Consider the following 11602-nt stretch of genomic DNA (forward strand, 5'->3'; position numbering starts at 1 on the left):
TGAACCTGTGAGAGGGGAAAGCTCCGGCTTCAGAGGGTCAGCTTTTCCAACTGGGCCATTGGACCAAGAGCGCTTGGGTCGATGCGCATTTCGATGATGGCTGGCCTGCCTGAGGCACGCGCCTGGGCAAATGCGTCAACGAAATCTGCATCCGTTTCAACGACGGCCCCGAAAGCGCCGTAACAGCGTGCAAGAGCAGCGAAATCGGGATTGACGATATTGGTTCCACTTGGGCGTTTGGGAAATTTCTTCTGCTGATGGAGACGTATGGTGCCATACATGCCGTTGTTCGAGATCAGTACAATCAGATTTGCACCCATTTCACAGGCGACTCCAAATTCCTGCATTGTCATCTGGAAACAGCCATCACCTGCCAGGCAAACCACCTCTTGGTCTGGTCTCTCGATTTTCGCGGCAATAGCCGCTGGCAGTCCATAGCCCATCGAGCCACAGGTCGGGGCCAGCTGCGTTTTGTAATCGCGATATCGATAATACCGATGCAGCCATGCGGCGTAGTTCCCCGCGCCATTGGTGAGAATGGCATTATCCGGTAGCACCTCATTAAGATGGACGATGACGTTTTCCATCTTCAATTTGCCCGGGGTTTCCACGGGTTGTTGCCAGGTTTCGTAATCTTGGCGGGCTTCATTTGTCCATGCCCGCCGGAGGGGCGGTTGTGTTGTGCTCAGGCGTTGAGCGATCTGCTCAATAAAACGCCCTGCATGGGCAGCAACGGCACAGGTCGGATGATAGACACGACCCAACTCGCTGGTGTCCGCATGCACGTGGACCAGTTTTTGTTCCGGGACCGGTGATTGTAGCAGCGTGTAGCCGCTGGTTGTCATCTCTCCCAGACGGGCGCCGATGCTGAAAATATAGTCGGCGTTGCGTACACGCTTTGCCAGTTCGGGGTTGATGCCGATGCCGACATCACCAACATAATTCGGGTGACGATTGTCAAGAAAATCCTGACACCGAAAAGAGGCTCCAACAGGCAAATCCAGCTTTTCCACGATGTCTGCCATTGCCTTGGCGGCCGAGGCTGACCAGTTGCCGCCGCCTACAATTACTAGCGGCCGTTCTGCCTTTTGTAGGTGGGCTAGAACAGAGTTCACATCAGCCTCAGAGGCTTGGCCCGACGGTAGTGTAGCCGCAGGAACAGTCGTGGCTTCACAGTTGGCGGACAACATGTCTTCGGGAAGTGCGAGGACCACTGGTCCCGGCCGACCCGATAGCGCCACTTGAAAAGCGCGCGCAATATACTCGGGAAGGCGATCCACGCGATCTATTTCAGCCACCCATTTGGCTAATGGCCCGAACATGGCGCGGTAATCGACTTCCTGAAACGCCTCGCGGTCACGTTGGTCGCTTGCCACTTGGCCCACAAAGAGGATCATTGGCGTTGAGTCTTGAAACGCGACATGCACTCCAGCCGAAGCATTGGTTGCCCCAGGTCCACGCGTTACAAATGCAATGCCGGGCGTTCCAGTCAATTTGCCATGGGCTTCGGCCATCATGGCTGCGCCGCTTTCATGGCGGGTCACGATGTTTTCAATGCCAGAGTCATACAGACCATCCAGTGCGGCCAGAAAGCTTTCGCCGGGCACGCTGAAAACCCTTTTAATGCCCTGTTTTTCAAGTGCTTCCACAAGCACTTTGCCACCGTGATTAACTTGACCCACGTTCGTACCTCATTTGTCCAATTTCTGGCGAAATCTTTGCCATTTGCCAAGCAGGCTTCTGCATACTCAAAGCGAGCGTGTGTCGCTCATAACCGTGTCGGTCATCTACTTTCGCTCACTTGGTCCTCTTTCCCCGGTTGAGACAAACGCTGATTTCAGAACTTTTGTAAAAAGCTGAAATTTCTTTGGCGCGTGCTCTGCGCCCTCGAGATATGCCTTCAAAGCGCGGTGAATTGTGTATTTTCTTCAGTTCGTCAACTTCACGCGGCTGACGCTTATCCGTGGCTCCGAGACATAGTCAATCTGAGTCAGAGCTGGACTGCCTTTGCGTTTTTTTGCCTTCCGGGCATAAGTTGATCCTTAGCCATGGCAACTAACTCCAAAATTAGTGCGATCGGAGCTAGAGGTGCAAGAGCGGATTCAAGTAACGCAGAAAATGTGTCGTCAAACATTGTCTGTAAACTAACCTCAAAAATAGTGGTCTATCCAGCCATACGACTTTGTTGCACAAATCCACTGACGGTCGCATTTCCCCTTTACCCGGACGGACTTTTCCTACGGCCTCGGTCGCAGGGATACCAAGAGCAGTGTAGTGATTGAGCAAAGGCTCACGTCCAGCCTCTTTTGACGGTGGTAAAGGGTGCCAAGATCAAGCGCTGCCCAGGCCAGGACGACCAGCTATAGTAGGCTTTCCACTTGCCGCAGTGGCAGCCGAACAGCACCTTCAGCGTCAGGCACGCCTGTGTTGCGCGGCGTCGCTTAAACTTTGCTACCGACCGCGCTTGCCTCTCGGCGGTGGCGTTCAGATCATTTCGGGATCAAACCAAATCGATAGCGATCCCCGGCGCTTCAGTAACGTGCTATAATTCGACCAGCTCGTGACCTTGTACTTCGTAAGGGCCCAACTGCTCATACTGTCCAGCTATTAAGCTGGATTCATGAGGTGAATCCCACATGGAATTTGTGCAGCAAAGCCGAATAGATACATTAAAAACTGTCTGACTTGACAAATCGCTCTGCTATAAGTTGGGAAAGGAACACTCAATCGGATACTGGATTTTGAATACAGTGAACAATCTTGAAACGTCATTCGAGCCGCAAGCGTCGTGAAGGTTCGGCTTCAGGTCGGCGTGGCCACCGCTTTTACCATCATTACTGTCGTCATGCTCGGGATCGTTGTCGCTTTTCTTTATGCGGGCAATCGCGAACTTGCTTTGCAGACAGCACGCAAAGAGATGCTCGAGGCGAGGAACCTCTCGGTCTCGGCCATATTGGAAGCAAAGTCTCAAACTGGGCGTGTTGTCGACGTTATAGCTTCATCTGTCGCCGAATTCCCGAAAGGCGTCCGGTCTCTTGAAACGCTGAATGTCCTTCATGCGCTGATTAGGGGCGATGAGCAGTTTTACGGGGTCTATTTTGGCCTCGAAGACAGTGGTGCGTTTTATCAGAATATTGCTCTGACGGAAGATGTGCAGACCTTTGGGCCTAATGACAGTGAAGTGCCAAAAGGTATCAAGCGGGTGCTGCGTGTAATCGACGGGCCAGATGACGCCAGAGTTGAGCAATTTTTCTGGGCCACGGATGACGGGTACACAGTGAAATTTGCCGAGGGCTCTGTGGATTTCGATCCGCGGAAACGGCCCTGGTACGAAGGCGCATTGGAAAAGGATGGGCTGTTTGTCACGGACCTGTATCGCTTTGAAAGCACGGGGCGGCCAGGCGTCACTTTTGCCAAACGAATATTGGATAAAACCGGCGCGGTGATTGGTGTTGCGGGTGCCGATATCACTATGTCAACGATTTTGAAGAATTTTGAGGCCATCCGGATCGGCGACGAAGGTCTGGTGTTCATGATGAACCAAGATGATCAACTGACGTTATTCTCCGGAACGCGCGCATCAGGAGACGGGGCACAGTTTGTCAACTCAGGCGCTGAAGGACAGATTGCAGTTGAAAATGGTGTAATCGCCGCCGCCATATCACACTGGACAGAAAACAGAGATCCGTTCTTTCGGTTTTCTACAGAAAGCGACCACCTGACATTTATCGGGTCAGTCGCGCCAATCCCAGAGATGTTTGGATCCCAACCTATTATCGGTTTTGCAGTCCCCGAGGATGAATTTGTCGGCGCGATTAAACAAACAACGACTCAGGTACTGAAAATCAGTGCAGGGGCTCTGGCCCTAGCGATCTTGATCACGGTTCTGGTTGCACGCATGCTCAGCCAGAAACTTCGGCTTGTAGCGGACGAGGCACGGCGGATCAGGGAATTTGATCTGACGGACGATCTCGACCTGCGCTCATCCATTCGGGAAGTTTCCGACCTAAATCAGGCCATGTCGAGCATGAAAGCAGGATTGGGCAGCTTTGGTGCCTATGTTCCGAAAGAACTTGTGCGGTCGATTATCTCTAAGGGTGAAAAGGTCGCTGTGGGTGGTCAGTCTCGCGAAGTCACGATTATGTTCTCGGACCTGCAAGGGTTTACGACACGGACGGAGAACCTTGAACCAGAGGCGCTAATGCCAGCCCTGTCCGAGTATTTCGAAACCATGGAAAAGCAGGTTACGGCCCATAGCGGTATAGTCGACAAGTATATCGGTGATGCGGTCATGGCGCTTTGGAACGCTCAGAAAGCCGATGACAAGCACTGCGAAAACGCCTGCCAGGCAGTACTGGCGTGCCAGCGAGCCGAGGCCGAAATCAATGCCAGCAATCTGTCCTCACCGCTTGTCCCGTTGCACACGCGCTTTGGCTTGCACTGTGGCACCGTCATCGTTGGCAATGTCGGCTCTTTGTCCCGAATGCAGTACACGGCACTGGGTTCGAGCGTCAATCTGGCTTCGAGAGTTGAAGGCCTGGGGAAAGTGTATGGCACCCGCGCTCTGGTGACTGAGCCGGTTGTGCTTCACACCGAGGGTTTGTTCTGTGTTCGAGAAGTAGATATCGTGTCGCCTGCCGGTACAACCAAACCCATCCGAATCTACGAACTTCTAGGGGAAGAGGATGACAGAGGCACCTATCCAGCCAGCCCAGAAATGAAGCGGGAAGTTGAGGACTGGAACACCTGTTACGCGCTTTACAGGTTAGAGAGCTGGACAGAAGCGCTTGCCGCATTCGAAGATCACCTTGGAAGCAGTTCAAGCCCGATGCTTGTCGACACGTATATCCAAAGATGTCGAAATTTCATCGCACATCCTCCGGACGAGGAGTGGGACGGCGTCTACTGTTTTAAGACGAAATAGCTGAACGGGGAATCGTATGAGTGGTGATTTACCTCCGAATTGATCCGACGGGGTCAGTCGGGGCAGATCTAGTTCATGAGTTTTCCCACCGGGGGTTGACCACTTCAGTCGTGGCTGCTCGGGCGGTATCGCCAGCCAAATGCTTTTTCATAGTCTCCATGCAGTCCTTTCACCCTTTGCAGTAGAGGCCCTGGGAATTCCCTCACGACGGAACAGTTCTGCAATGTTGTTCTCGCCACGAAAATCATCCAGTACAATCCGGATTTACTCTTCCGAGAAATACTGTTTGCGCGTCACAAGCTTGATGTCCTCGACGATCTTTTCTGGCGACTTGTGTCTGCTTCCGGTTGTTTGTCTCATGCCCTATCGCTAGTGGTTACTATGAGCCAACAACACTCTTTTATCAAACACCGCTATATGGCCCCGAAAGTGCTGTCGTCAGACACACGACACCAGCGTTTCGATGAACTTAGAGAATAACTCGCCCTGTGACCTGATCTGAAGTTTGGAGTACACATTCCGTCTGTGGATACGAACAGTGCCTGGTGAGATTTCTAGAATACGACCAACCGCATCAGCCGAGTGACCTTTGAGCGTGAATTCCACCACCTGCCTTTCTCTCGGTGTTAACACGCCCTCACCAAAGTTTGTAAAAGCAAGCTCAACACTGTGATGCAAACCTCCATTTGACGTTGCACTGGCATCCGCTCCAAACTGCGCTGCCAGATCACTCCAGTGGCGTTGACAGGTGGCCCGCACAACCGGCCAAAACTCGCGTAGCTGTCGGAATTCTTTTGCTGAAAACGCCTTCTCAGCCCGCATGAGTGAGAGGACAACGGTGGCCTTACCCGGCATTTCAATGAAATACCCAATCTCTTCAGCCAGACCTGTTCGTGCGTAATAGCTGCGAAAGTACTCACCCTGAAAGAACCTGTCCGGTGCCAGATCTTTGATCCGATACAGGCCGGGTTCGACCTGATTTCCACAGGCCAGATAGAAGGGATCCAGAAGATAGGGACCTTCCTGATAGTCTTCTACAAATATCTTCCGCTTGCCTCTGGGAAAGTCGTCGAACAAATCCTGTGGCCTGGCTGCTCCGAGATACCCGAAAACAACCGTGTAATCGAATGGTGCGATCCCTTTGAGAGTATCTGACATAGCTTGTGCGAAGTTTTCAGACCCAATCGACTCAATGAGTGTTCCGGTCGCGGTTATCAAGGTCTGCATTTGCCAATTCTCGCCACTACAATCGATATACCAAAAACGTGGTATATACAGCCAATGAAGTTTTTCTTACAGTTTTCCCAAATTGGATAGTACTTATCAAATCGGAAAAAGATAGCTATAAATGGAAAACAGGGGATACATGGGGGCCTGCACTCCAGCAGATAGCAAAACAATTGCCGAGCTTCGTGGCGTAACGAAACGTTTTGGTGATGTCCTTGCTGCCAGCGATCTAAATCTGTCGATCCGCGAAGGTGAATTCCTGTCCTTCCTCGGGCCGTCAGGTTGCGGAAAAACCACTGCTCTCAGAATGCTAGCAGGGTTTGAAGCGCCGACCGAAGGTGATGTTCTGCTAGATGGTGATGTTGTTAATGACTTGGAGGCACACCACCGCCCAGTCAATATGGTTTTTCAGCAATACGCTTTGTTTCCACATATGACGGTGGCACAAAACATTGGCTATGGATTGCGCCAGCGTCGCCCCAGGTTGCCCAAGGAACAGATTGCGGACAAGGTCAGCAAGACCTTGGAAGTTGTGCAACTCGGTGGCTTTGAGGACCGCAAAATTTGGGAAATGTCCGGGGGTCAGCAACAGCGTGTGGCCCTGGCGCGGGCGATCATCAACGAACCTAAGCTGCTGTTGCTGGATGAGCCGATGGCGGCGCTAGATCGCAAGCTGCGCAAAGAGATGCAGATCGAACTGCAAGACCTGCAGCGTCAGTTGGGCATTACTTTTGTTCTTGTGACCCACGATCAAGAAGAAGCCCTGTCGATGAGTGACCGCATCTGCATCATGCGCGATGGCCGCATCGTTCAGGTTGGCAGCCCGCAAGAACTGTATGATCGGCCAAATTCCAGGTATGTGGCCGACTTCGTTGGCACCTCAAATTTCTTTGACGGAAAGGTTGCTGACCAGTCTGGCGAGCTGACAACTGTGTGCTTGAACAACGGGTTGCATGTTCGTGGAACTCCAGTTGGAGAGTTGATCAGCAGTGGTGAAGTAACAATTAGTGTGCGACCGGAACAAATGACGCTGCACCGTCAAGGTGACGGTCTAGCAGTAGAGGTTCGCAACCGAATTTTTCTGGGAGAGCACACCGAGTATTTGGTGAACCACGAAGCGCTTGGCGATTTTCTGGTGCTTTCACCGCGACAATCTGAACTGACCGAAGGGGCCTTTGGCGTTGGCGACAAGGCGATTGTCTCCTGGGAAGACAGCGCGGCACTCGTACTAGACAGGAACTAAATCAGACTGCAACCGTAGGGAGGAAACGGGAATGACAAGAGACAACGATTACATCTCCAAGCAGAAATTCATGCAAGAGTTGGAGAGCTACAGAAAAGGATCGGTGACACGCCGCCATTTTCTAAATGTGACCGGATTGGGCGCTGCCGCGGCAGTTATGGGAGCAGCTGTTCCCGGTTTGCGTCCAAGTCCTGCGTTTGCTGGTGACATCGGCGATCGGGTCATTGTCGCGACCTGGCCCAACTATCACGATCCAGAAAACTTTGAAGCCTTTACCGAAGCAACTGGCGCGCATGTTCAGGTCAATGTATTTGGCTCAAACGAAGAAATGCTAGCCAAATTGCAAGCCGGTGCGACAGGTTGGGACGTTTACGTGCCGACAAACTACACGATTTCTACCTATGTAGAAGAAGGCCTGATCGAGCCTTTGGATACCTCGAAGCTGCCAAACTATGATGGGTCAGCCTTTGACGCGCGTTATGCCGAGGCGGGATCCGTCGATGGCACTCTATATGCCGTGCCAAAGAACTGGGGCTCAACCGGAATGGCGGTCAATACCAAGCACAACGACGGCAAGCCAATCTCGTCTTGGAAAGAGTTCTTTGACATTGCGCGGGATAAATTCACCGGCCGCGCGATGGTCCATGACTATCAGCTGACAACAATTGGCAGTGCGCTGAACTATTATGGGTATTCGTTCAATTCAGTTGACGAGAATGAATTGGCCGACGCCGAAAAACTTCTGATTGATGTAAAGCCGCATCTTTTTGCGATCACTTCGGACTATCAGCCTTCGATGCGTAATGGTGATGCCTGGCTGACAATCTGCTGGTCTGGCGATGGCAAACAGCTCAATACTGACATGCCGGAAATTCACTACGTTCTGGGCCGTGAAGGGGGAGAGATCTGGAGCGATTATTACGCCATCCCCAAAGGTGCGCCGCACAAGGACGCAGCCTATGCGCTGATCAACTTCCTGATGGATCCGCAGGTGAATGCCAAAGAAGTTCTGGCCCACGGCTATCCAACAGCTGATGCCCGAACCTTTGATCTGCTGCCCGAGGCTTTGAAGAATGATCCGATCCTCTTCCCAGCCCAAGAGCTTTTGACGCCGCTTGAATTTGGTGCAGCGGCTACGCTGACCGATCCCAACCGTGCTGAACTAATGGCGCGCTTTAAGTCAGCCTAATCAAGTAGAGGTGAAAACAACATGACGAGACGTACACGTAATTGGTTGCTGTTAGCGCCAGCCGGGACTTGGTTCCTGGTGATGCTGATCATACCACTGACTGTTGTTTTCATTTTCAGCTTTGGAGAGCGGGCACCCGCAGGTGGTGTCGTGCCCGCTTTTACTTTTGAACAATACGCCAATCTTCCGGCGCGCTGGGCAGCGTTCAAAAACACGATGACGCTGGCCCCGATTGGCACATTGTCCGCGTTGTTGATTGCATATCCACTGGCCTACTATCTGGCGGTCAAAAGCAGTCCCAAATGGAAAACGATCCTTTTGGTGCTGGTTATTGTGCCATTCTGGACTTCTATTCTGATCCGTAGCTACGCTTGGATCTTTCTGCTGGGAGGTCGCGGAATTCCGGCCCTTTTGGAATTGGTTGGGATCGAAGGGGTCCGACTGATCAATACGCCTTTTGCGGTGCTGGTTGGGATCATCTATGGCTACCTGCCTCTGATGGTTTTTCCGATATATGTCAGTCTCGACAAGCTGGACAAACGCCTGCTCGAGGCGTCGTCCGACCTTGGCGCCAAACCGTGGCGAACATTCCTTCAGATCACTTTGCCACTTTCTATTCCTGGCATCGCTACCGGATGCATGCTCGTATTCATCCTGTTGATGGGGGAATACCTGATCCCGGCTTTGCTGGGCGGTGGTAAGGTGTTCTTCGTCGGCAACGCACTGGTCGATCTGTTTTTGCAATCGCGCAACTGGGCCTATGGCTCGGCGGTGGCGGTGACGCTGGTGGTTGTCATGCTGATTACAGTCACAGTCTATATGCGGCTTATCAATCGTCTTGGCGCTAGCCGCGAAGACGTGTCGATCATGTGAGGTGAACCAATGAGACTATATGCAGTTTGCGTTTACCTGTTTTTGTACATCCCGATCGGTGTGATCGCGCTGTTCAGCTTTAATGCCGGACGTCATGCAAGCCAACTACAAGGCTTTTCGACCAAATGGTACGGCAAGGCACTGTCCAATCCCTTTGTCATGGACGCACTGGAAACCAGCCTGATAGTGGCCTTTACCTCTGCCCTTTGTGCCAGTGTTTTTGGCACAATGGCCGCAGTTGCACTGCAAGGGATCAAAGGCCCAATTCGGGCTGCGTTTGACTTACTGATCTATGTAGCGGTCATGATCCCTGGCATCGTGATCGGGATCGCCACATTGATCGGCTTAGTTACGGTCTTTGATCAACTAAATCCCTTGATCGCGGCTATCTGGCCAAACGGATTTACACCGCCAAAACTCCGTATGGGGATGGGGTCACTGATTGCAGCCCATACAATGTTCCTGATGGCGCTGGTGGTGATCATAGTGCGAGCACGGCTTGCTGGAATGGACCGGGCACTGACCGAAGCGTCGTCGGATTTGTATGCGACACCAATGGCGACATTTCGGCAAGTAACCTTGCCAATAATTTCTCCCGCGATCCTAGCAGGATTTCTACTCAGCTTCACCTTCAGCTTTGACGATTTCATCATCGCGTTCTTTGTTGCCGGGTCAGAGACTACGCTGCCGATCTATGTGTTTTCATCCATCCGACGTGGCGTTACCCCAGAGATCAACGCGATTGGGACGATGGTTCTGGTTGTCTCACTGCTGATGCTGATCACGGCCCAACTACTGCTGCAACGCGGAGGGAAAAAACAAAATGACTCTCGCTGAAACCCCTTTTACTGCACAATGTTTCCCTGCTCTTGATGGTAAAGTTGCATTGGTAACAGGCGCAGGATCCGGTATTGGACGCGCAGGTGCCATGGCAATGGCTCGACATGGGGCAAAAGTGGTTGTCACGGACCTTGATGCCGACAAAGCCGCGCAAGTGGTCGAAGAGCTGCAACTCGAAGGCATAAACGCGGCTTCTGCCGGCCTAGATGTAACTGATGACGATGCCGTTTCTGCCGAGATTGATAAGACCGTCAAAACCTACGGTAGCATTGATGTTTTGCACTCACACGCGGGTTATCAAATTGAAGGCAACCTAGAACAAGTTCCTCTTGAGGGCATGGATCTGTCTTGGCGACTGAACGTCAGATCCCATTTCATAGCCGCCCGCGCGACCGTCGGGCATATGCGTGCTCAGGGCGGTGGCAGTATCATCGTTACCTCGTCGAATTCGGGTGTTCAATATGACCGCGAGATGATCGCTTATGCCACAACCAAACACGCGGTCGTGGCCATGACCCGCCAAATGGCGGCGGATTATGCCAAGGACAACATCCGCTTCAACTCCCTATGTCCGGGCTTCATTGATACGCCATTTAATGCCGGTTTTGAGACGCAAATGGGCGGACGGGACAAGTTAGAGCGCTACGTTGCGAAAACTATTCCGATGGGGCGTTGGGGAACAACCGACGAAATTTCCGATTCAATCCTGTTTCTCGCATCTGACATGTCCACATTCATGACCGGCCACGCGCTGGTCATTGATGGAGGTGAATGCATCTAAATATCTGTTTGGAGAGAATAGTTTAGCCAATGGCGTGAAATCTCCGAACGGCCGTGTGGATGGTAAGGTGGCAGTTGTTACCGGTGACGCAACTGGAATGGGGTGGGCGTCAGCGTTGGCCTTTGCTGAGGAAGGCGCCAAAGTTAGCATCTTCGATATTCAGAATGAAGAAGGGCAAAAGACAATCGACATGATACGAGGCACAGGGGGAGAAGCCGCTTTTTCAAGCCGAGATCAACCAAACCTTTGACGATGCCTTGGATACTTTTGGTCCCTATAATGTTTTGTTCAATCACGCGGGTACGATCATTATAAAACCGCTGCAAGAAACCACTGAAGACGAATATAGATAGCCTTTGGACCCAAAAACTCTGCCGACGCACAGATTCCTCCCCTTTGATAGCATTTATTGCACCAAAGGAGACTGGCTATGGGACTGAAACGGAAGGATAAATTTCGGCGGGATGCTGTTCGCATTGCACTGACAAGCGGGTTAACGCGTACTCAGGTTGCTGATGACCTTGG

Annotated in this window: 9 protein-coding genes and 1 pseudogene; 7 read left to right on the forward strand and 3 right to left on the reverse strand. The window is 52.1% G+C overall.

Annotated elements, in window-relative coordinates; genetic code table 11:
• Positions 1 to 29: 29 nt before the first annotated feature.
• The gene (locus DL239_RS15820; protein ID WP_167685073.1) at positions 30 to 1682 is read right to left on the reverse strand and encodes a thiamine pyrophosphate-binding protein; all 1653 of its coding nucleotides are present in this window, start codon (positions 1680 to 1682) and stop codon (positions 30 to 32) included.
• A gap of 603 nt (positions 1683 to 2285) precedes the next feature.
• Positions 2286 to 2595, reverse strand: a pseudogene (locus tag DL239_RS21730) (transposase); the annotation flags it as partial.
• Between the two features lie 193 nt (positions 2596 to 2788).
• On the opposite strand from DL239_RS21730, the gene DL239_RS21930 reads away from it, so the two are divergent.
• Complete coding sequence (locus DL239_RS21930) at positions 2789 to 4924, forward strand: adenylate/guanylate cyclase domain-containing protein (RefSeq protein ID WP_167685074.1); 2136 nt, start codon at positions 2789 to 2791, stop codon at positions 4922 to 4924.
• 438 nt (positions 4925 to 5362) lie between these two features.
• Here DL239_RS21930 and DL239_RS15830 read toward each other — a convergent pair whose 3' ends face one another.
• Entirely contained in the window at positions 5363 to 6082 is a 720-nt protein-coding gene (locus tag DL239_RS15830) for a helix-turn-helix transcriptional regulator (protein ID WP_240931887.1), read from the reverse strand.
• A gap of 190 nt (positions 6083 to 6272) precedes the next feature.
• Here DL239_RS15830 and DL239_RS15835 point away from each other — a divergent pair, with 190 nt between their 5' ends.
• From DL239_RS15835 to DL239_RS15860, 6 genes are read left to right on the forward strand one after another with little or no spacing between them, the layout of a single operon-like run.
• A complete protein-coding gene (locus DL239_RS15835) occupies positions 6273 to 7394 on the forward strand; it encodes an ABC transporter ATP-binding protein (RefSeq protein ID WP_240931888.1) in 1122 nt (373 codons plus the stop codon).
• Between the two features lie 31 nt (positions 7395 to 7425).
• On the forward strand, positions 7426 to 8583 hold the full coding sequence (locus tag DL239_RS15840; RefSeq protein ID WP_167685076.1) for an ABC transporter substrate-binding protein: 1158 nt from the start codon (positions 7426 to 7428) through the stop codon (positions 8581 to 8583).
• Between the two features lie 21 nt (positions 8584 to 8604).
• On the forward strand, positions 8605 to 9456 hold the full coding sequence (locus tag DL239_RS15845; protein ID WP_167685077.1) for an ABC transporter permease: 852 nt from the start codon (positions 8605 to 8607) through the stop codon (positions 9454 to 9456).
• Between the two features lie 9 nt (positions 9457 to 9465).
• Complete coding sequence (locus DL239_RS15850) at positions 9466 to 10293, forward strand: ABC transporter permease (RefSeq protein WP_167685078.1); 828 nt, start codon at positions 9466 to 9468, stop codon at positions 10291 to 10293.
• The gene (locus tag DL239_RS15855) at positions 10280 to 11077 is read left to right on the forward strand and encodes an SDR family NAD(P)-dependent oxidoreductase (protein WP_167685079.1); all 798 of its coding nucleotides are present in this window, start codon (positions 10280 to 10282) and stop codon (positions 11075 to 11077) included. Before DL239_RS15850 ends, DL239_RS15855 begins: the two co-directional genes overlap by 14 nt.
• Complete coding sequence (locus DL239_RS15860) at positions 11058 to 11327, forward strand: SDR family NAD(P)-dependent oxidoreductase (protein ID WP_167685080.1); 270 nt, start codon at positions 11058 to 11060, stop codon at positions 11325 to 11327. The genes DL239_RS15855 and DL239_RS15860 overlap by 20 nt, the downstream gene beginning before the upstream one ends.
• Positions 11328 to 11602 lie beyond the last annotated feature (275 nt).

Origin of the sequence: Parasedimentitalea denitrificans, assembly GCF_011813015.1 — a bacterium.
In the GTDB taxonomy this organism is placed as follows: Bacteria; Pseudomonadota; Alphaproteobacteria; order Rhodobacterales; family Rhodobacteraceae; genus Parasedimentitalea; species Parasedimentitalea denitrificans.